The sequence below is a fragment of the Paenibacillus sp. BC26 genome (assembly GCF_900116125.1).
Lineage (GTDB): Bacteria > Bacillota > Bacilli > Paenibacillales > Paenibacillaceae > Paenibacillus_Z > Paenibacillus_Z lignilyticus.
In genome coordinates this window covers 2,163,152-2,181,854 of the sequence record NZ_FPAD01000001.1, presented here as the reverse complement: position 1 = coordinate 2,181,854, position 18,703 = coordinate 2,163,152, and the positions used below count along the sequence as shown (strand labels likewise).

Annotated in this window: 19 protein-coding genes and 1 pseudogene; 7 read left to right on the top strand and 13 right to left on the bottom strand. The window is 47.5% G+C overall.

Annotated features, from left to right (window positions below):
* Nucleotides 1-7: 7 nt before the first annotated feature.
* The 4 genes from BM412_RS09460 to BM412_RS09445 all read left to right on the top strand — a co-directional run bounded on the left by BM412_RS09460 (nt 8) and on the right by BM412_RS09445 (nt 4,288).
* Nucleotides 8-763 carry a carbon-nitrogen hydrolase family protein gene (locus tag BM412_RS09460; protein ID WP_091216756.1) on the top strand — a complete coding sequence of 252 codons (756 nt, stop codon included), beginning with the start codon at nt 8-10 and terminating at the stop codon, nt 761-763.
* Nucleotides 764-849: 86 nt separating this feature from the next.
* A complete protein-coding gene (locus BM412_RS09455) occupies nt 850-1,074 on the top strand; it encodes a helix-turn-helix domain-containing protein (protein WP_091216753.1) in 225 nt (74 codons plus the stop codon).
* 353 nt (nt 1,075-1,427) lie between these two features.
* The gene (locus BM412_RS09450; protein WP_177245737.1) at nt 1,428-3,887 is read left to right on the top strand and encodes a DUF7948 domain-containing protein; all 2,460 of its coding nucleotides are present in this window, start codon (nt 1,428-1,430) and stop codon (nt 3,885-3,887) included.
* 26 nt (nt 3,888-3,913) lie between these two features.
* Nucleotides 3,914-4,288 (top strand): hypothetical protein, encoded by a 375-nt coding sequence (locus BM412_RS09445; RefSeq protein ID WP_091216748.1) that lies wholly within the window; start codon nt 3,914-3,916, stop codon nt 4,286-4,288.
* Between the two features lie 16 nt (nt 4,289-4,304).
* On the opposite strand, the pseudogene BM412_RS09440 reads toward BM412_RS09445, so the two are convergent.
* The 8 genes and pseudogenes from BM412_RS09440 to BM412_RS09405 all read right to left on the bottom strand — a co-directional run bounded on the left by BM412_RS09440 (nt 4,305) and on the right by BM412_RS09405 (nt 11,694).
* A pseudogene (locus BM412_RS09440) lies at nt 4,305-4,944 on the bottom strand (SDR family oxidoreductase).
* A gap of 256 nt (nt 4,945-5,200) precedes the next feature.
* Complete coding sequence (locus BM412_RS09435) at nt 5,201-5,572, bottom strand: hypothetical protein (protein ID WP_091216745.1); 372 nt, start codon at nt 5,570-5,572, stop codon at nt 5,201-5,203.
* A 194-nt stretch (nt 5,573-5,766) separates the two neighbouring features.
* Nucleotides 5,767-6,414 (bottom strand): GDSL-type esterase/lipase family protein, encoded by a 648-nt coding sequence (locus BM412_RS09430; protein WP_091216742.1) that lies wholly within the window; start codon nt 6,412-6,414, stop codon nt 5,767-5,769.
* A 5-nt stretch (nt 6,415-6,419) separates the two neighbouring features.
* On the bottom strand, nt 6,420-7,106 hold the full coding sequence (locus tag BM412_RS09425) for a hypothetical protein (protein ID WP_091216739.1): 687 nt from the start codon (nt 7,104-7,106) through the stop codon (nt 6,420-6,422).
* A gap of 163 nt (nt 7,107-7,269) precedes the next feature.
* Nucleotides 7,270-8,115, bottom strand: coding sequence for a phytanoyl-CoA dioxygenase family protein (locus tag BM412_RS09420; RefSeq protein ID WP_091216736.1), 846 nt, complete (start codon nt 8,113-8,115; stop codon nt 7,270-7,272).
* Nucleotides 8,116-8,154: 39 nt separating this feature from the next.
* Nucleotides 8,155-9,102, bottom strand: coding sequence for a carbohydrate ABC transporter permease (locus BM412_RS09415; protein WP_091216733.1), 948 nt, complete (start codon nt 9,100-9,102; stop codon nt 8,155-8,157).
* A complete protein-coding gene (locus BM412_RS09410) occupies nt 9,096-10,013 on the bottom strand; it encodes an ABC transporter permease (RefSeq protein ID WP_091216731.1) in 918 nt (305 codons plus the stop codon). Before BM412_RS09410 ends, BM412_RS09415 begins: the two co-directional genes overlap by 7 nt.
* 61 nt (nt 10,014-10,074) lie before the next feature.
* Nucleotides 10,075-11,694 carry an extracellular solute-binding protein gene (locus BM412_RS09405; protein ID WP_177245736.1) on the bottom strand — a complete coding sequence of 540 codons (1,620 nt, stop codon included), beginning with the start codon at nt 11,692-11,694 and terminating at the stop codon, nt 10,075-10,077.
* Nucleotides 11,695-12,166: 472 nt separating this feature from the next.
* Between BM412_RS09405 and BM412_RS09400 the strand changes: the two genes are divergently transcribed.
* Entirely contained in the window at nt 12,167-13,291 is a 1,125-nt protein-coding gene (locus tag BM412_RS09400; protein WP_177245735.1) for a GntR family transcriptional regulator, read from the top strand.
* Between the two features lie 81 nt (nt 13,292-13,372).
* On the opposite strand, the gene BM412_RS09395 is transcribed toward BM412_RS09400, so the two are convergent.
* Both BM412_RS09395 and BM412_RS09390 read right to left on the bottom strand, forming a co-directional pair.
* Nucleotides 13,373-13,825, bottom strand: a complete 453-nt coding sequence (locus BM412_RS09395) for a VOC family protein (protein ID WP_091216722.1) — start codon at nt 13,823-13,825, stop codon at nt 13,373-13,375.
* A 48-nt stretch (nt 13,826-13,873) separates the two neighbouring features.
* Nucleotides 13,874-14,671 carry a phytanoyl-CoA dioxygenase family protein gene (locus BM412_RS09390; RefSeq protein WP_256256213.1) on the bottom strand — a complete coding sequence of 266 codons (798 nt, stop codon included), beginning with the start codon at nt 14,669-14,671 and terminating at the stop codon, nt 13,874-13,876.
* A gap of 127 nt (nt 14,672-14,798) precedes the next feature.
* On the opposite strand from BM412_RS09390, the gene BM412_RS09385 reads away from it, so the two are divergent.
* Nucleotides 14,799-15,602, top strand: a complete 804-nt coding sequence (locus BM412_RS09385) for an AraC family transcriptional regulator (protein ID WP_091216717.1) — start codon at nt 14,799-14,801, stop codon at nt 15,600-15,602.
* A gap of 60 nt (nt 15,603-15,662) precedes the next feature.
* Here BM412_RS09385 and BM412_RS09380 read toward each other — a convergent pair whose 3' ends face one another.
* The 3 genes from BM412_RS09380 to BM412_RS31805 form a co-directional block, all read right to left on the bottom strand.
* Nucleotides 15,663-16,685, bottom strand: coding sequence for a zinc-dependent alcohol dehydrogenase (locus BM412_RS09380; RefSeq protein ID WP_091216714.1), 1,023 nt, complete (start codon nt 16,683-16,685; stop codon nt 15,663-15,665).
* A 198-nt stretch (nt 16,686-16,883) separates the two neighbouring features.
* Nucleotides 16,884-17,453 (bottom strand): dihydrofolate reductase family protein, encoded by a 570-nt coding sequence (locus BM412_RS09375; protein ID WP_091216711.1) that lies wholly within the window; start codon nt 17,451-17,453, stop codon nt 16,884-16,886.
* A gap of 41 nt (nt 17,454-17,494) precedes the next feature.
* On the bottom strand, nt 17,495-17,803 hold the full coding sequence (locus BM412_RS31805) for a YolD-like family protein (RefSeq protein WP_143111583.1): 309 nt from the start codon (nt 17,801-17,803) through the stop codon (nt 17,495-17,497).
* A gap of 255 nt (nt 17,804-18,058) precedes the next feature.
* Between BM412_RS31805 and BM412_RS09370 the strand changes: the two genes are divergently transcribed.
* Nucleotides 18,059-18,661 carry a YjgB family protein gene (locus tag BM412_RS09370; protein WP_091216708.1) on the top strand — a complete coding sequence of 201 codons (603 nt, stop codon included), beginning with the start codon at nt 18,059-18,061 and terminating at the stop codon, nt 18,659-18,661.
* The last annotated feature ends 42 nt before the right edge of the window (nt 18,662-18,703 follow it).

Here is an 18,703-nt window from a genome sequence, read left to right as displayed (position 1 = left end):
AGACTGCATGAAAATTGGATTGGCGCAAACCAGATTTCCACAATCGGCTGAAGATGGACTTGCATTAGTGAAGCAAAATATAAAGAAAGCTTCCCTCGAACAATGTGAGCTTGTCTGCTTCCCGGAATCGATTATCCCCGGCCTTAGAGGTGTCGGCTATGAAGTGGAGCCGTACAACCATGAGTTCCAGCAAGCAGCTATTGATGAAGTATGCGAGCTTGCAAGGCAAGAACGGATCGCTGTAATTTTGCCGATGGAATGGCAAGATGAGCTTGGTCTCCACTTGGCTGCCTTCGTTATCGATGATCAAGGCGAGGTAATAGGTTGTCAGATCAAAAATCAAATCGACCCCGGCGAAGACTTCTTCGGTTACGTTCCCGGCAAAGAACGTCAATTGTTTGAGATCAATCAGACCAAATTTGGAATTGTTATTTGTCACGAAGGCTGGAGATATCCGGAGACGGTAAGATGGGCGGCGGTAAGAGGAGCAAGTATTGTGTTCCATCCTCAATTTACACCGGAAGTCAGCAATCCGGAGTTTTATAACTATGCAATGGTAGGAAGAAGCACGGAAAATAATATCTTCTTCGCAAGTGTCAACTATGCCCTTAAAGGTCAGAAAAGTGCCTCTGCACTCACCTCTCCGACCGGTGAATTCCTCTGCGCTGCACCGTTTGAAGTAGAAACGATGTTAGTTCATGAGTTTGATCCTGCGCAGGCCAGCCGCCTGCTGGCTCGACGTTTCCGAGCAGACCTAATCTAAATAAACAAAACGGATGGGAGCTATCAAGCCCCATCCGTTTTGTTGGTTATACTACCGGAATAATCGCTGCATACGAGGTGCAAATTATGGATAAAGACCAATTAGATGCTTTCTTAAGTGTTTGCAACGTTCGAAATTTCACAAGGGCCGCAGAGTATTTACACATTTCCCAATCCGCTGTTACGGCAAGAATTACATCACTGGAACAATCGATAGGCAAGCCGCTCTTTCAACGAGATAATCGGAATGTGATCTTAACGAAAGCGGTTATTCAATTTCTTCCGTACACAGGTAATCGCCTTTTTTGCTAAATACCTCTAGAAACTCCCCCACCTCCGTTATTTCTTCAGGCAAAGCATCGTACCTGCATTTAGGCGTACAAGTTGACGTTTTCTTACCTTCTATAATCTGTTGGACCAATCGCTCATCATTACGCTGTATAACTCAAATCATGCGTGGTTTCATTCTACCTTTGAATTATGTAGGGACTATTAGGATAATACGTAAATGCGACATTACGGGCTCTTTGCCCAAAGTTAAACACATGCCTGTTTAGACTAGGCTCGCTGCTCGCTTAGTCAACTAACGCTTCCAATGTAGCGAAACGACAATTAGAAACATACAATGCTAGTATTCTATGAAAAGCAAGATTGAGGTGATAGTGATGCCCTTAACAAAGCAGCAAAACAATGTGGCCGCACAGTCATACGGGAAGATTCCATTGTCTTTCGTTCCAAACAGAGGACAGATCCTTGATAACCGGATTGTTTATCAGTCGCAGATGCAGGGATGCCGCTATGCCTTTGGTGCAGGTACTGCGTGGATGACGTATTGGAAACTGCAAAACAATGACGTAGGTCAACAGAGCCGTGCGGAAGGCGTCACCATCGCTTGGACTTTCCGGGGTACTCAGTCAGTTGTCATGCCTGAGGGACAACAACCCGGGCAAGGAACATTTAATCGACTCAGCGGACATGACCCCGCAGATAATCAAATCGCTCTCCCGTTGTACAAGCGTGTGGTTTACCGAGAGGTATGGGCTGGCATTGACGTTATCTTCTACGGACAAGGCCTACAACTGAAATATGATGTACATCTGAGTCCGGGATCGCGCATCGAGGATGTTCGTCTTCGCTGCGAAGGTGCAGACGAAATGCAGCTCGACATGGAAGGGAATTTGTTTATTGCAACTCCTTCCGGTACGCTTATGGACCTGAAACCAGTCGCATATCAAGAGATGGACGGCAGCACTCGGACTCTGGCATGTCGCTTCATCCTTCAACCCGATCTAGATGGAAGCATTACTGTCGGCTTTCAACTGGAGGAAGACTACGACGCCGCTCTTCCGCTTGTCATCGACCCCATCCTTATTTTCTCAACTTTTCTCGGAGGAAGCGGCATTGATTCAACGGAGAGCGATATTGCGCTTGACTCTTCACATTGCGCGTATATTACAGGCTACTCCAGTTCGGCCAACTTCCCGGTCACTCCCGGTGCGTTCAGCAACACCTTAACCGGTGTAAGCGATGTGATTGTAACCAAGATCAACCCGGCAGGAACGGAGATCCTCTACTCTACCTATATCGGTGGAAGGCGATCCGATAATGTTGGCAAGAGCATCGTTGTCGACTCGACAGGTCATGCCTACGTGACCGGCCACACGATAACACTCATCACCGATACATTGGATTTCCCCACTACGCTCGGTGCCTTTCAAACCATGCCATTAACGAATTACAGTGCATTCGTGGCTAAACTCAATCCGAGTGGAACAGCACTCGTTTACTCCACATACTTAGGGGGCAGCAACGGTTCATTCGCAAACGGCATCGTTATTGATGATTCCGGCAACGCCTACGTGACCGGCACGACAAGATCGGCTGATTTTCCGGTTACGCCCGATGTGTACCAGCCTACCCTTGCAGGTTTCGGGAACGTATTCGTATCCAAGCTCAATCCCGCTGGCACGGCGCTCGTGTATTCGACTTATCTTGGTGGGCTGTACGAAGATACCGGGACTGGAATTGCGGTTGATTCAGCTGGAAACGCCTTTGTGGCGGGGCGTACAACCTCCTTGAACTTTCCTATTACGCCCGGCGCTTTCCAAACCACGCAGCTCGGCTATACAAACGGTTTTGTTGCCAAACTGAATGCAGTCGGTTCGGAGCTCATCTACTCCACCTATTTTGGCGGAAACATCACGGATCACCCGGAAGGCATCGTTATTGATGAAGCCGGCAATGCCTACCTGACGGGGCAAACGTACTCCCCTGATTTTCCGGTTACGCCCGGAGCTTATAACACCAATTATGTACCAACGAGTATGGCGTTTATCACAAAAATGAATCCAACCGGCAGCGCGCTCGTCTACTCCACTTTCCTAGGAGGCTTGATGGCTGGCAGAGAGGCAGCCTTCGACATTTCATTGGATGTTTCTGGCCAAGTTGCTGTTACTGGTGTGACCAATTCCCCGGACTTTCCAGTTACCCCGGATGCGGTTCAGTCCGTATACGGTGGTACGAATGATGCGTTCATCACCGTCTTGAACCCTGAGGGCTCGTCTGTTGTTTTCTCAACCTATCTCGGCGGTTCCGGCATAGATGGCGGCTCAGGTATCGCAGTGGATCCTGTTGGCAATCTCTATGTCTTGGGACAAACATGGGCGTCTGATTTTCCCGTTACACGCCAAGTGTTTCAGCCTTTTTTAGGCGGCCGTGCTGATCTATTCATCGCGAAAATTCAATTCACCGCTGCATTTTCAACCGGTCTCCTGCACAATGTCACTTCAGCTTCTCGTGCAGCAACCGCTGTTATGATTCTAATTAGCAACGATAGTCTTATTAACTCGGCATCGATTCAAATTACAGCCTTTTTCTTGAGCGGAACAAGACGAATGGCCTTCGCATCTGAACTGATTTCCTTACCGCCTGAAAGGACGGTAACCAGAAGGTATAACGTGGAGCCGTACCAAAGCTTTGAAATCCAGTATGAGCTAGCCGGTCCGGGTAGCGGCGATATGGTCGTAAACGTCTTCCCGGTCGATGAACACGGTAATCTTCATTCAGACTTGCGGGTATTACGGACTGAAGCGACGCCGCTCCTCATGCTCACTCCAACAGACTGATTTGACTTGAGAAGGAGGTTATAGATATGCCTACTTTTAGCAGCGGGCCAATCCTCAATACAGGGGTAAACCCATCCACCGCTTTAAAAATCATGATTAGCAACGATGACCCGTCTGCAGCTGCGACGATCGAGCTTGAGGTTTTCCTTGTAAGCCTGAGTGCAGCTGCGACGCCTAAAATCCCGTATATCCATCAGTTATTTTCGCTTTTTCCACTCGATGTTATCACGAAAACCATTGATATTAGCGGAGTTCCCGCGTTTGAAACGCAACTGAGAGTGACAAGTTCGAACATTGTCATCAACATATTTGCAACCGATGCAGTCGGTAACATGAACGCTGCACAGCGGTTGGTGCAAGCGGAGCAATCCATCATCACGGCGATTACGCCTGTAGATTAATCGTTTGCAGATGACTTTACAAATGAGAGCCCCCACTGGCATCGATTAATTGCCCAGTTACCCATCGGCTGTCGGGAGAAGCTAGAAAAGCAGCGATATCCGCGACATCTTCCGGCTGCCCCCATCTTCCAAAGATAGAAAAATCAGCACCAAATTTTAGTGAGGCAGGATCTTGCAGCATTGCGGCGTTCATATCCGTGGCAACGAATCCGGGTAGGATGGCATTGATTGTAATTCCACGTGGACCGAGTTGGTTGGATAAAGCAAGCGTTAGTGTGTTGATTGCCCCCTTGCTTGATATCCATGATTTCATCATAGGCCTCTTCAGTAGTATCCTCAATTGGTGCAACTAGGGCAATCCCTGCGTTGTTCACCAATATATCGAAGTGAATGTCACCTGTACGTTCTTTCAACAATTGATCCAATGTCTTATAAAGTGTCCGGATGCTTTCTGAAGAACCAAGTTTCGTACCTATGGCAAACGCAGTCCCTCCACTCTGCTCAATAGTATGCACGACTTTTTCTGCAGCTTCTCGGTTCGTGCCATAATGTACGGCTACTAATGCACCTTCTTGCGCTAAGCGTGTAGCAATAGCACGGCCAATCCCCCGGCTTGCGCCCGTAACCAAAGCAATTTTACCCTTTAATTTAGTCATAATTTGTATCACCTCGTGTGTTTAATGCGTACACGATATTTATAACACAAGGTGTTAATTGAAATGTTGCTCTCTCATTCGCGGAAAACATCCCATCAACGCTTTGCTCTTTCTAAATTTCTTTTTAATGTCTTAAATATAAGACAAAAAAAAGGTAGCCGCTGAGTGCTACCACAATCTTCGATAAGCTAAATAAGTTAGTCGTACCGGTTCGAGAATCGATTATAGCCGCATCATATGTGATATTCCGTTAACCTCATCTGATGATACGGCCGAAATTTCTTCGGTTATACAGAATCGGGGCGTTGTTGCTGCCACTTGCCTGCTTATTCACGACCTCGTGCAGCCGCAGCGTCAGCTCCGCGAACCATTCTTCGTCACGCGTTGCCAGTGCCAGCTCGATAAAGTCTAGGATCGGTTCCTCGTAGTCCAGCATCGGCACCGAAGGCTGCTCCTTGATCCAGCTGCTCAACACAGTCACCGTAGTGCCGACCGCAGCATCGTGATCGGATTGAACGACATAAACGCTTGCAGTGTTTTGTCTATCGTTCATCGACGTAATAAATCCTTGTATAAGTTCCCCGTCCTTCGTTCTGCCTTGTACCCAATCACTGATCGCAAAGCTCATCGTCAGCACCACCTTGTCATTAGAATGAATGGCCAAACTGTATCCAAATCGATTACAGTTAGGTTAAGAAAAGAGGACGTTGCATAAGCAGTTTGCCCGGCCAGCCGTCCTTCTTATTCCTTTATTACTGTAATTATATTAGTTACAGTTCCATATGTCAAGGGATCCAATTTCGACATTCTAAGCCTGCTTTCTTAATTTGATTCCAAATATCTTTTCAAATTATTGAGAATGAACGTGTAGGCGTTTGGCCATAAATGGATGCCTTCTACGGTGAATTCCTGCTTCAAATTTCCTTTCTCGTCGGCTAAGCCTTCATTCACATTAATAAAAGAACATCCATGCTGCTTGGCTAATTGTTCGATTGCTTCATTCGCTTCCAGAATATTGGCGTTTGTACGGGTAGCAAACAACGATTTCTTATCGGATATATCAAGCCCGAAGTCCGCTTGCGCATTGATCGGATAGTAGGCCATCACGAAAACTTCACACAGCGGCAAGCGAGCTTTAATCCGATCTAAAATAGTATTGTAATTGATAAGCAGAGTATCTTTGCTGTACCCTTCCATCCCGGCAGCTCCGATATCATTCGATCCGATATTAATAAAGAGCTTGCTTGGCTCTAAATCAAAAATGCAGTCATCCATCGATTGCAGCAGGTCTGCGGTCGTCGTACCGCCTATTCCACGATTATAGATGACGCGATCTAGACCAAGATTCAAGGTCAGCTGCATTTCGCAAATCGGAAAACCTTCCATTAGAGAAGATCCTACAAATAAAATTTGCCCTTTCTTGGCGTGCTGGTTCAGCATGCGGTATTCATTCAGCTTGGAAAGATTCATAACGATCACTCCTGATATAGATGATTGTAAAATTCATTATTTTTCCAAACCAATGTCCCTTCCTTTTCAAGTGTCATGTTTTCTATATCCTTGTTTGAGGGGTATAATCGCAACCGAACTGGATTGATTTCACTTTCATCCATACCTGCAATGCGATAAACTACGACTTCATTATTTTCAATTTTCAAGATCAAAGCATCCGCTCTGGATATCGCTCTGTCAGGCCGATCTTCAATCGGATGCTCGGTAAAACTCTTGATGTCGATCCACGAAATAACAGAGCGATGGATACCTGATCCCCATGAATAGGCATATACGATGTCCCTAAATCCGTCTTTATTGACATCGTAGGGTACAGCGCTTGTTAAACCGAACCCGCCGAACCCGTTACCTATATGAACAGCTTTCTGATTCACCACGATAAACGTTTCCGAGTTCTTAACATCGTCTACGATTTTATAAAGCTGGCAATTTGTTTGATCCCAAATGGCAGAGGGAGTAATTTCAATCAGTTCAATATCCGGAATGCTCGATTGAGATAAATCCGGCGTTGCCAATATCAGTTTTTTGGCTTGTTCAATCGAGATCTTTTCTTTCGCATCTTCAATGGTTGTATGATTGGAATCGCAAGCCGAAAATAGAAAGCAAAAAGCCAACTGAATAAAAAGTGTCTTTATAAGTTTGCTTTTCATTTGAATGTTTCCTCCTGAAAACTCACATAGTAGCAATGGAGGGTAATTTGGCATGCTCAGTTTTTAGTATAGCATCATTTCTCGATCTTCTATTGAAATATCTTGAACCGCCGATCGTGCGTTATGAAAAAAAAGGCCGCTGCTTGAGCGGCCCTCATCGAGGCTACTTGACCATATGAATCGGATAATAGGGAGGAATTGGTTTGGTGTAGTTCTCTTTTGCATATTTCACTTGATTAGGCGTCCATTGCGAATAAAACAATCGGGTATCATGATCATCGCTTAGCGCAAGCACCTCAGGTACCGTCGCCCAGTTCGTGAGCGGGTAGCTCGTCGACCGTGAATGATAGTTATGCATCGTCCGCCGCCCGTGCGTACATTCCTCGCTCCCGCCTTTTCGCGTATGATACGTCGTAATATTGTAAAGCACGGCGGTACCGGCTTTACCCCGGATCGGGATCTCCCGGTAAGCTTCCCCCTGCTTCGCCTTCGCTTCATCAAGCGTGCCATACATATGGCTGTTCGGCACTAAACAGAACGCCGGACAGCACTCATGAACATCAGACAAATAATAGATGACACATGTATACGTGCTGATATACGGATTTTCCGGATCAAAGATTTTCCCGCCTATCGTGCCGTAATAGCTGATATCGCGGTGGAAATTCATCTCGCTGGCGCTCGCCCGTTCCGCGGAAACATCCCGAAAATCAAATTGAGCAAAACGCGCCTCTCCAAGCAGCACTTCCTGAATAAGCGGAAAGATTTTGGGATGACGAATGAATCGATCCATCTCAAGCGGATGCTTCGCGAGGAAGCTGCCGGTGCCGACCGCGCCTTCTATCGGCTTGTGCCATTGCTCCGGAGACTCTTTCAATGATGCCTCTACCAAGTTGTTCAAGTAGTCCAGTTCCTCCTGAGACAACGCATTGGGAATGACGGCGAAGCCATTTTCCTTGTAGTGCGCCAAAATCTCCTCTTTCGTCGTTTGGACGGCGTTCGTATTCATAATACCATCAGCCTCTCTTTCATAGCCTTGAATAGGTCATTAGCCTTTGACGGAGCCCAGCATGATGCCCTTGACGAAATATTTTTGGAGGAAAGGATAGACGACGAGAATCGGAACGATCGCGAAAATAATGGTTGCAGCTTTAATATTTTCCGGCTGGACGACCAATTGGCTGGAATCGTTTAACGTACTCGTGTTCTGCGTCCCCATGTTCAGCATGTTGAAATCAATGACGATCGAGCGCAGCACCATCTGAAGCGGCCATTTGCTGTTATCGCTAATGAAGAACAGGCCGGAGAAGAAGTCATTCCAATGACCGACAGCATAGAACAAGCCGACAGTCGCGATAACCGGTTTGGACAACGGCAGAATAATACTCCAAAGTACGCGCATATCCGAAGCCCCGTCGATTCGGGCCGACTCCTCCAGACTCTCCGGGATGCTCCAGAAGAAATTTCTCATTAGGATCAAGTTAAAAGGCGCTACAAGCTGAGGGATAATCATCACCCAAATGCTATTAAGCAGACCTATATTTTTGAGTAAAATATACATCGGGATGAGTCCTGCGCCAAAAAGCATTGGAATAATGACGATCCATAACAAGAAGCGATGGCCCGGAATATGAGTCTTTGATAAGCCATATGCACCGGTTGCCGTAAATATTAAATTTAAGAAGGTACCTACTAAGGTGACGAATACCGTAATTCCGAATGCTTTCAACAGCACTTGCGTATTGAAAATATATTTATACGATTCGAGCGTGAACGATTTGGGCCAGAGCATCATGGGATTCTTGTAAATCTCATGCGCTTCGCTGAACGAAATGGCCCACACGTTCACCATAGGCAGCAGCGTTATTAAGCCCGCGACGATAAGCACCAGATAGATCAGACCTTGCGCCCACCACGGATTGGCATCCAAGCTGCTCCGCTTGGTTAGCTTTAGCTCCTTGACGGGGTGAGTCGCCGCGGCGGTTTGTTCTACCATAACGATTTCTCTCCCATCCTGCGAATCATGGTATTGGCCGTGATGATGAGGATCATCCCTATGATGCCTTTAAACAACCCTACGGCTGTCGCGAGCTCGAACTGCGATTGCAGAATTCCTAAGCGGTACACGTACGTATCGATGATATCGCCGACATCATATAGAGCAGGATTAAGGAACATGAAGATTTGGTCGAAGCCCGCATCCAGTATGCCCGCGAGCTGCAAGCAGAACAGCAGGGCAATGATCGGCCTGATGCCAGGCAGCGTAATATGCCAGATTTGCCTCAGTTTTCCGGCCCCGTCAATCTTGGCTGCTTCGTACAGCTGAGAGTCGATTCCTGACAAAGCCGCCAGATAGATAATCGCTCCCCAACCGAATTCCTTCAGGATAGCCGTAACGACAACGAGCGTACGGAACACGTCCGGGTTAGTCGTGAAATTGAACTTGTCCAATCCGGTGTTCACCAGCACCAAGTTAATGATTCCGCTGGGACCGATAAAGTTGTAGATGATCCCCGCGAATACGACCCACGACAGGAAGTGGGGAAAGTAGGTGATGGTTTGGATGAAACGTTTAAACAGCATGCTCCTTACTTCGTTCAGCATTAAAGCAAATAGAATCGGAATCGGAAAGCCGAAGAGCAGCCGGTACAAGCTGATAATGATCGTATTCTTGATCAGCGCCGGAAATTTCTCGGAGGTAAACATCGCTTCGAAATGTTTAAAGCCGACCCATGGACTGTCCATGATGCCCGCGATGATTTTGTAATCTTTAAAAGCGATTGAAATGCCATAGAAGGGCGCATATGTAAAAATAGCAAAATAGACGATCGTGGGAAGAATCAGCAAATAGATAAATCGCGACTTCCATATCCGCGTACCCAGCGTATTAACGGATTTCGCGCCCATCGGAATCACTCCTTTCCCGGAAAAGGGCAATCGGGTTGCCCTTTTCCGGCGAATGCCTATCCTAATCTACATAGTTCGGTTCGGACTTATTCTTCTGCAATTCATTGATCTCATCGATAATCTTCTGCCCGCCTGCGTCCAAATATTTCTTATAGGCTGCTTGATACGCTTCTTTCGTCAGATTCATGTCGGTCAAAATACTTCCGTCTACCTTCGCCATGTAATCCTCCCAAATCTGCGGTCCAATTTCCGCTTGGGTCGGAGAAGTCACGGTCGGGTCTTTGTAATCGTTATAAGGCGTAGCGGCGTATTTCTCGAACATGCCTTTATAGTATTCGAACTTGTCCTGAATCCCCGCACCCGTAAAGGACAGCTCTTGCGCTTCCCAGTCCAGCTTCTCGCTCATTGGATCAATGAACTTGAGCGGCTCGATCTGAGCTCCTTTGTAGTCATTTTCACGAGCTTCATCCGGAATCGGCACTTTTTGGCCTTTTGGATTCACGGTATAGGTCTTCCCTTCAACCCCGTATCTTCTAAGCTCCGACCCTTCGGTTAACGTCCAGTTCAAGAACTTGAAGAAGCGATCGGCTTTATCTTTGGCCTTTACATTCACGTAGAAGCCGCGGTCTTGAGGGAAAACAACGCGCGTACCGCCCTTCTGGCCATCCAAACCGGTTAGCGGTGACATAATCTTAATTTCCGCGTTAGGCGTCGTTTTCTTAAGCTCAGGATAGAGCGATTGCAGATTGCCGCCGAGAATAACCGCCGCGCGGCCGGCTTTGAATTTCGTCTCCCCGAACGAGGCATCCGGATTGACGCCTGCTTCCTCGTCGAATAATCCTTGCTTCTTCATATCCTGCAGCCAGAATTTGAAGTTCAGATGCTCCTCTTGCATTTCCGGAGGTACGATCGTATTCGGATCCTCCTTCGACGGAGCCCAACCGAATCCTGAGCCGAACGACGTTGCCAAATCCTTAGACGCCCAGTAGGCATGCGTATTGCCGTGCGTCATCGGCACGATATCTTTGCCGCTTGCTTTAATTTTCTCCAGCGCGGATTGCAGCTCGGCAACGGAGGTCGGCTCCGGTATGCCCAGTTCATCGAAGATGTCCGCACGGTAGTTAATAAAGAACGGTACGACCGGATAAATCAAGTTCGGGATAAAGTAGATATCGCCTTTGTCGTCCGCCATCTTCTCCCAGATGCCGGCCGGAACAGCGTCTTTGATCGCCGGATATTGATCAAGATATTCGTTGATTTTCAGGAAGGCGCCTTGATCCTGCAGATCCTTCCAGAACGGATCCACCGGACCCCAGCCCCAGATAACGTCCGGCATATTGCCGCCTGCAGCCGTTGTCTTAATCGTGGCATCATAGTCAACGACCGGAATAATCCTCACATCGATTTCGACATTTCCTTGCTTGAATAATTCCTTCTCATAAGCGCCGCCTTTCGTATAGGTGGCCGGTCCCCATGTTGGCCTTGAATAGCTGAATTTAAGAGGCTCCGAATCATCGCTGCCGGTTTCCCCCGTCTCTTCTCCATTTGTGCTGCCTTCTTCTGCTGAGCCTGAATTGTTGTTACTGGTACAACCGGTGAATAGACTGAGCAACAAGATGACAACAAGAGATAACAATCCGGCTTTCGTCAATTGTTTCTTATTCGGTTTCTGTTGTTCCATGTTCATCCTCCTTAGATACGTTCAACAACCTCTCGAACCAGTGCAAATGTAAAGCAGCACGCCCCCCTACTCTTCTTCCTTTTATGAAATATTCCGGCTAAGGAACGTTTCAACATGCCCAAAGAATGCGCTTACACTTTAACGTGGACAAGACGAATACTAATCGCTTAGAGGATGAATCCACGCCACCCTTATCATACTTGGTATGTACTTGTAATGTTATGGTATAAACTCATTATGCACTTGGCATGAATGATAGCATTGTAGGAAAAAGTTGTAAATGACCGTATTCCCCCATATTGAGCCGATTTCCGAAGAAAATCGTCTTCTAGTTCTTGTTCATGCAGAAATTCTCCATTTTACAAAGATGAACGCTCTTTTTTCCACTAAAAACTTTAGCTAATCTTTACATTTTACATACCAACCTATAAGATGGTATATAACAAGCAAATTGGACATGGAGTTGCAAAATATGACGAAAAACGTGCAGCATTTATCACTCTATGAGCAAATCAAACATCATCTAATTTCAGAGATCGAGCTTGCGCATTTACTGCCTCATGATAAGCTTCCGTCCGAGAGCGAACTGACCAAGCAATTCTCGGTAAGCCGAATTACCGTTAAGAAGGCCATGTCCGATCTGGTTGAGTTAGGTATCGTATATCGTATTCAAGGGAAAGGCACTTACGTGGCCGTACAAGGTAAAGGGACTACGGCTGTCGAACAGCCTATTCCACCGCAAAGAGCGCCCGCGGTTGCGCTGTTGCTCCCATTCATCAACAATCAGCACAACGCGCTTCTGATCAACGGCGTCGAAAGCATGCTCTCCGAAGCCGGCTATTCGCTGCTCTTATGCAACACGGAGAACTCCATCCAGAAGGAAGAGCGCGTCATCCGGGAAATGGTCGAACGCAATGTTGCGGGCATGATCGTCTATCCTGTCGATGGCGAGTCGTATAATCGCGAAATTCTGCATCTTACCCTTAACTCATTTCCTCTTGTCGTAATGGATCGATATTTGCGCGGAATCGACACGAATTGCGTATGTCCGGATAACTTCAGAGGTGCCCAGGAAGGCGTCAATCACTTGATCTCGCTCGGACACCGTCACATCGGGTTTCTCTCCACGACCATTAACGGAACCAGCAGCATTGAAGACCGCTTGCTCGGTTATGAGAAAGCGCTGGCCGAGCATCATATTCCGATCGACCGTCGGTATCGTTATGTGGATATCGAGCTGGGTGAACATAAGCCCATCAAGGAGAAAATCCGGGATTTTCTGGCGAGGTATCCAGAGTTGACGGCAATCTTCGCCATTAACCCGGGACTTGGACTGCAAGTCATAAAAGTTGCTTCGGAAATGGGAATCCGTGTGCCGGAAGACCTCTCCCTTATCTTCTTCGATGATTTCGAGCTTTCGGAATTCTATAGCGTAAGACCGACCTTCATCAGCCAGGAGGAGAATATGCTAGGCAAAGAAGCCGCTAAGCTGCTCGTCTCGATTATGGAAAATCCGGATCAGGAGACGAAGAAACTGTTCTTCCCACCGAAATTAATCATCCGGGAATCAACCACCAAACCGGGCAGCGGCGGATAATCGATCTTTGTCGATAATAAAGAGACATAACGAAGGGCTGCCAACTGGCAGCCCTTCGTTATGTCTTCTTATAAACGTCACTTATTTCTTGCCGAGTTGTTCCGCCAAACCGATTAGAAGTCCATCATTTCCACGAATGTAGCATAGCCGATACGAGTCCTGGTACTGAACGACTTCACCAACGAGCTGAGCACCATGCTTAGTGAGTCTGGATACCAGTTCGTCAATATTTTCAACAGTGAACATGACGCGCAGATAACCGAGGGCATTTACGGGAGCAGTTCGGTGATCCGATATCGTAGGCGGGGTGAGAAATCGCGAAAGTTCAAGTCGGCTGTGGCCATCCGGGGTTACCATCATAGCAATCTCTACTGTCTGCGAACCCAGCCCGGTTACGCGGCCGGCCCATTCACCTTCGATAGTAGCCCGCCCCTCGAGCTTCAAGCCAATCTCCTCGAAGAAAGAGATAGAGTCATCAAGGGATTCTACAACGATGCCAACATTGTCCATTCGTAGTAATTTATTTTCTGCCATGGTTTTATCTCCTTATGTGTACAAAGTGGAAAGCATTTGTCCGGCCAGTTATCGAGTGATCAGTTCTCTTAAAGGAAGCATCGACGCGTCAGGAACGTAATATTTAAAAGGGTTCGAGTCAATAACGCCAAGCAGTTGTTGTTGGTAAGGCGTTGCCTTCTCAAGCAATCGCGGAGAAGCTGTATGATAATCGATCGGACGCATCCAGATGGGGCTGTAACCCATGAAGAGCTGACGTCTGGTATGCGGAGAATGATTAGGTGCAGCGGAATGCCATAGGTTCTGAGCGAAAATAAAGACATCTCCCGGTTTACCGCAAATCTGAACCTCTCCTTCAATCTTCCGCCTGGTATCCGGACATTCCGGCTGATAAGGTCGGTTGTGAGAACCGGGCACCACTTTTGTATTGCCTCGATCAGGCTGTGACATGTCGCTTAAAATATAACACACTTTTACGTAATATAAACCGGTCACCCCACCTACCGAAGGGAACTGTGGATGAGGTCCGTCTTGATGCCAATTAATAAAGCTCTGCGTCGATGTATCCAGATCCGTGGGATTCGGTTTTCGGATCGTCAAATGCGAGATATGCAGCTGAATATTGTGGCCCAGCATGCTAACGATCAGCGGGAGCATGGAGGCTTCATCCATAAGTGAGGCAATCTCATCATGGCGTTCAACACTGTTGTATAAGTTATAAGCCAGTGCCTCGGGCTCCTTTGCCAGCAGCTCATCTACCGCCAGGTTCAGCCGCTCCACGCGGTCCTGCGGCAAAATGTCTCGCAGCAATAAATAACCGTTCTGCTCGAATTGCTTCACATACTCTGTTAGTTCCGTATGATTCATGATCATTCCCCCTACAATGGATTGAATCTTGACTTACAAGATGACTTATACAATATTTAAGTATATGTAATTATTTTTTTCTTTTAATGCACTATATTATAAAAATTCTTATACTAAATTTACGAAAATGGTGATTGATTTGATCGAGCCATGGGAGCTAGCTGCACAAGTACATTATCATTTCTACAAGGAGAACGCCGAACGCTTCATGCTAGAGCATTCTCGTTATAATGAATGGTTGTTATTTGTTGTCGAGGACGGTAGTTTCGAATTTGAATGCGATGGAACGAAAGGAATCGCCGCGAATGGCGATCTCGTTCTATTTCCTTGCGGAACGGATATCTACCGGAAAGCCTTAACGCCTTTATCCTTCCACTTCTTCATATTCGATTGGGCCAATTCGGACGAGGAAGTAAAAGAGGTGTCCAGTCGGATTCCGAGGGGCAAGTTTCAGATACATGATGGTTCGCGGTTTCAGTCTACGCTTGCGCAGCTCAGAGCGGTATCCGAGAAACCGGATTCGCTGTCGGTAGCCAGACGGAATCTATTGTTCAAGGACATCTGGCTGACCTATTGGTCCGGCGAATCGGAAATAATGCCGAGCAGCAGCGATCCGCTCATGAACGAGAGCTTACGTCGCATCAGGCAGCAAGCGCTTGGTAGATTCAACTTAAAAACGATCGCGGACGAGCTGTGGCTGAGCCCTTCTCAATTCACTCAAAAGTTTACGAAGCAATTCGGAAAAACTCCTATGGACTACCTCACGGAGCTGCGTTTGCAGCAAGCGCGAAAACTGCTCAAGGACACTTCCTTGCCGATGTCGGCAATCGCTGCTCGCTGCGGTTACGAGAACGAGTATTATTTTAGCCGGATTTTCAAGCAGAAAATGGCGGTCTCCCCGTCCAACTATCGGAAAGCTTTACGCATATAAAACACAAATAATAGGGTCTCTCCAACAAAAATGGCAGCCTTTTCTCAGGCTGCCTTCGGATTACTCATTGACCATGACCATCTTGACCGCAGAACCCCGATCATCACGCAGCGCCTGCATAGCGGCCGGGAACTCATCCAGCGAGAACGTGTGAGAGATGAGCGCATCGCCATCGACAGCTCCCGACTTCAGCAGTTCAATGCATTTAGGAAAGAACAGCGCGGGAGTGGCGTGAGACGCTCTCAACTGCAGCTTCTTGAAATGGAATTCATTCGCATCGAACGAAATACTGGCGCCGGCGCCATATTCAATGCCGATGAAACCGATCACGCCGCCGGTTCTTGCCGCCTTGAACGCGGACGGTATCGTCGAAGGTGGCGCTGAAACGAGCACTCGGTCCACTCCCCCACGGTCGAATAGATATGACTCGAGCGGCGTAATGTCCGTATTAATGATTTCATCCGCGCCGAATGCGAGCGCCGTCTCGATTCGCTTAACGGAGTGGGACCGCGCCGCCGCGTAGATTTTACGTGCGCCTCTTAGTTTCGCTAGTCGAAGTGCCATCAAGCCGATCGGTCCAAGCCCCAGCACTAACACATCATCGCCCATTTGGATGTCAACGGTCTCCGTAAGGTCGACCGCCACGCCAAGCGGCTCCACCAGAGAGGCAACAGCGAAGGACAACCCTTCGAACGGAACGACGACTTCCTTTGGAGCGACGATATATTCGGCGAATCCCATTGCGAAATTCCTGCCCCAAAAACTCGGCCCTTTATTACACAAATCGTAACGCCCGTCCCGGCACCATTCGCACGTCCGGCAAAACGTGCTCGTCTCCAACGTAACTGAAGCGCCTTCCACGACATGGTTGACGCGCGCACCTTTTCGAACAACAATACCGGCTATTTCATGCCCAATCGCTTCCCAATTTTCCGCGGACGATTTCACGCTGGTCATGTCCGTCCCACATATGCCGCAAGCTTTGACACGAATCAGCACCTCGTCCTCACTGATCTCCCCAAGCTCGCCTTCGCGAAGTTCAAATTGAAACGGGGCCTTGGCATACCACGCTTTTGTTTTCAATCTATTACCCTCCCAGAATCATCCGTATTCTTGTCTTAAATACAAGTCCATTATATACCTTTGCTTTGAAATGAATAGTCTCATATTGCGACATGCTTCCCCGCATAATTATCGTTTTAACATTGCTTCGTATTCCTTCATGTTCACAACAAAAAAAATAGCTGCCAATGGCAGCTATGTAGTTCTTAGACGGTACGGCTATTTCTCCAGCTCATATCGGGCTGCGATAATACCCGATTTGAAAGTTCGGCTGGACAACAGCTTGAGCTTGGTTTTCTCACCGCCGCCGTGGAATACGGATTTCCCGCCGCCCAAGATGACCGGGCAAATCGTCAGCAGAAATTCGTCGATCAAGCCGAGCTCAAGCAACGTCTTCGCCGCTCCCGGACTGCCGAAGATAACGAGATTTTTACCGGGCTGCTCCTTGAGCGCCTTGATTTCCTCTGCGATATTGTCCTTGATCAGCATCGTATTATTCCAATCGGCACTGTCGATCGAGCCGGAAATGACGATCTTCTTAACATCCTGCACCCATTTGGCATGCTCCAAATCATGCTTCGACGCATTCGGATCATCAAGCACCGTTGGCCAGTAGCTCTCCATTAACCGATAAGTGGAGCGTCCGTATACGGGAGAGCCGACTTCGGCTACGACCTCCTTGGCGTACTTCTGTAATTCCTCGTTGTACGGAATCCAATCTAGTCCTCCTTTAGCATCCGACGCATACCCGTCCAGCGACACATGCATGAACAATACGAGTTTTCTCATGTTTGCTTTTCCTCCGATTTCGAAATGATTGGTTTTGGTCTTTAGGTTTCGATAGTAGCTTTAATAACGTCTTCAATATTAAACCATTCTCCATCGACCAGGAACAGCCGCGTATAGGGATTGATTTTATCAATGACGCCAATAACAACACAATCTTCAAACTCATGATACAGGCGCAGATGTACGGTGCAATGCAAGCCTAATGACTCCACCAGCACATCAACAATTCTATCTCGATCTGATTGGTCTAAGTTTGGTTTGGGTCGTCGATATCGATTTCGGAAGTTGAGGCTGACTTGGTGTGCTTGCTGTTCAATTAAATCCAAATGAGCATTGTCCATATTCATCACCCTTTATAAAGTGGTGATTTCATTATAACAGAACAAATGTTCTTGTATCTAGATTTATTTCATCAATCGTATGACAATTACTTTGATAAGACGCAAACGATCTTTTCTCATTTCAACAGGTCGCATCCTTTCGTTACCTTCTTGTAACTGTTTCTTTACCGTTCTGTCATTCCTTTCTGGGCTAGTCTGGGTATTATGAGGTTGTAACAGCTAACCGTCCCTTGTCTCCAATACTAATAAGAGGTGAAATTCTTTATGTTGAACAAATCGAAACAATCGTATAAATTAGCCGCCAAACTGGCCTTAACCGGATTGCTCGCGGTAAGCTCCATGACGGCACTCTCTCATTCGAATGTCCACGCGGCAGCAGCCAGCGCTAGTGCTGGCAAGAATGCGCAGAATGACTATATTAAGAGCATTTACAAGCTAGCGAGCGAAGGAAAAATCCCTGGCTTAAACGCAATCGCGGGCAAAACGCCGATCTCCGCCGTTCATTACAAATGGGGTGAACCGGATGTAGGCGGCGACCTGAAAGGCAACCATTATGAAGGGTACAATCTGGGCATGGGAAAAGGCGAATACAGCTTCGGCGTCAATAAATCAGGCGTCATCTACGATTTGCGCAATTTCGGAACGTCCATCGATCGAACGGGAGGCGTCAAATCGCTGACCTTCGCGTCCGTCATCAAGTCGCTTGGTACGCCTAAGGAAGTCCGCTTCACCGGCAAGGACAAAATCTATGTTTACCATCCATCCAAAGCATACGAACTGAAATTCGTCGGCCCAAGCAAAGTCGCCAAAGGCAAAATCGCGCATATTGACCACATTAACGTCTATGCGGGCAAAGCAAATACGTAACGCGCAGCAGCGCGACTCAAACCGTCCCGGCACAGCACTCGC

Bases quoted from the DNA above. Each gene is read 5' to 3' on its own strand.
- BM412_RS09410 (WP_091216731.1), bottom strand. From the start codon at position 10,013: ATGGGCGCGAAATCCGTTAATACGCTGGGTACGCGGATATGGAAGTCG.
- BM412_RS09405 (WP_177245736.1), bottom strand. From the start codon at position 11,694: ATGGAACAACAGAAACCGAATAAGAAACAATTGACGAAAGCCGGATTG.
- BM412_RS09430 (WP_091216742.1), bottom strand. From the start codon at position 6,414: ATGAATCTTTCCAAGCTGAATGAATACCGCATGCTGAACCAGCACGCC.
- BM412_RS09415 (WP_091216733.1), bottom strand. From the start codon at position 9,102: ATGGTAGAACAAACCGCCGCGGCGACTCACCCCGTCAAGGAGCTAAAG.
- BM412_RS09370 (WP_091216708.1), top strand. From the start codon at position 18,059: ATGTTGAACAAATCGAAACAATCGTATAAATTAGCCGCCAAACTGGCC.
- BM412_RS09390 (WP_256256213.1), bottom strand. From the start codon at position 14,671: ATGAATCATACGGAACTAACAGAGTATGTGAAGCAATTCGAGCAGAAC.
- BM412_RS09425 (WP_091216739.1), bottom strand. From the start codon at position 7,106: ATGAAAAGCAAACTTATAAAGACACTTTTTATTCAGTTGGCTTTTTGC.
- BM412_RS09455 (WP_091216753.1), top strand. From the start codon at position 850: ATGGATAAAGACCAATTAGATGCTTTCTTAAGTGTTTGCAACGTTCGA.
- BM412_RS09400 (WP_177245735.1), top strand. From the start codon at position 12,167: ATGACGAAAAACGTGCAGCATTTATCACTCTATGAGCAAATCAAACAT.
- BM412_RS09450 (WP_177245737.1), top strand. From the start codon at position 1,428: ATGCCCTTAACAAAGCAGCAAAACAATGTGGCCGCACAGTCATACGGG.
- BM412_RS09445 (WP_091216748.1), top strand. From the start codon at position 3,914: ATGCCTACTTTTAGCAGCGGGCCAATCCTCAATACAGGGGTAAACCCA.
- BM412_RS09385 (WP_091216717.1), top strand. From the start codon at position 14,799: ATGGTGATTGATTTGATCGAGCCATGGGAGCTAGCTGCACAAGTACAT.
- BM412_RS09420 (WP_091216736.1), bottom strand. From the start codon at position 8,115: ATGAATACGAACGCCGTCCAAACGACGAAAGAGGAGATTTTGGCGCAC.
- BM412_RS09395 (WP_091216722.1), bottom strand. From the start codon at position 13,825: ATGGCAGAAAATAAATTACTACGAATGGACAATGTTGGCATCGTTGTA.
- BM412_RS09435 (WP_091216745.1), bottom strand. From the start codon at position 5,572: ATGAGCTTTGCGATCAGTGATTGGGTACAAGGCAGAACGAAGGACGGG.
- BM412_RS09460 (WP_091216756.1), top strand. From the start codon at position 8: ATGAAAATTGGATTGGCGCAAACCAGATTTCCACAATCGGCTGAAGAT.
- BM412_RS09375 (WP_091216711.1), bottom strand. From the start codon at position 17,453: ATGAGAAAACTCGTATTGTTCATGCATGTGTCGCTGGACGGGTATGCG.